The following is a 591-nucleotide window of genomic DNA, read 5'->3' on the forward strand; positions in this document are numbered from 1 at the left end:
AAATACCGTCATGGTCGCGCTGCGTGCCACTTGTGCGGGCGGATACGATCAAGGCATCCGCTTGCGCGCCGTGAATGACGACGGTTTTTTCACCATTGAGCAAGTAGCCGTTGCCGCTGGCTTTTGCGCTCACTGCAAGATCAAACAGATCATGCGCCGCATCGCGCTCATTCAAGGCGCAGGCGAGTTTTGCCTCTCCCGTTGCGACCTTTTCAAGAATTTCGTGACCGCCGGTACGCTTTAAAAATTCAGCACCTAGGGCTGTGGCAAAAAAAGGCTCTACTACCAGGCCCCGCCCCAATTCCTTCATGACGATCAACATGTCGACGGCAGATCCGTTAAGGCCGCCCTGCTCTTCTGGAACCGCCAGCGCGGTTGCGCCAAGTTCAGCCAATGCCTGCCATGCTTTTTCGGAGGTTCCCTGTTCCGACTCGACGATTTTTTTGCGCTGTTCGAACGAATAATTCCGCTCCACCCAGCGGCGCAGCGAGTCGGCGAATTGTTCCTGCTCTTGTGACAATCTAAAATCCATGACGGCTCCTTACAAACCAAGAATCATTTTGGAAATCACGTTCTTCTGGATCTCGTTCG

1 protein-coding gene is annotated in these 591 nt (G+C 53.8%); it reads right to left on the reverse strand.

All coding sequences use genetic code 11. The features are described 5' to 3' along the window. A partial coding sequence (locus DVK06_RS20020) for an acyl-CoA dehydrogenase family protein (protein ID WP_199718760.1) occupies positions 1–532 on the reverse strand: 532 nt, incomplete at its 3' end. Between the last annotated feature and the right edge of the window lie 59 nt (positions 533–591).

Source organism: Halorubrum sp. Atlit-28R, assembly GCF_003665955.1.
Taxonomy (GTDB): domain Archaea; phylum Halobacteriota; class Halobacteria; order Halobacteriales; family Haloferacaceae; genus Halorubrum; species Halorubrum tropicale.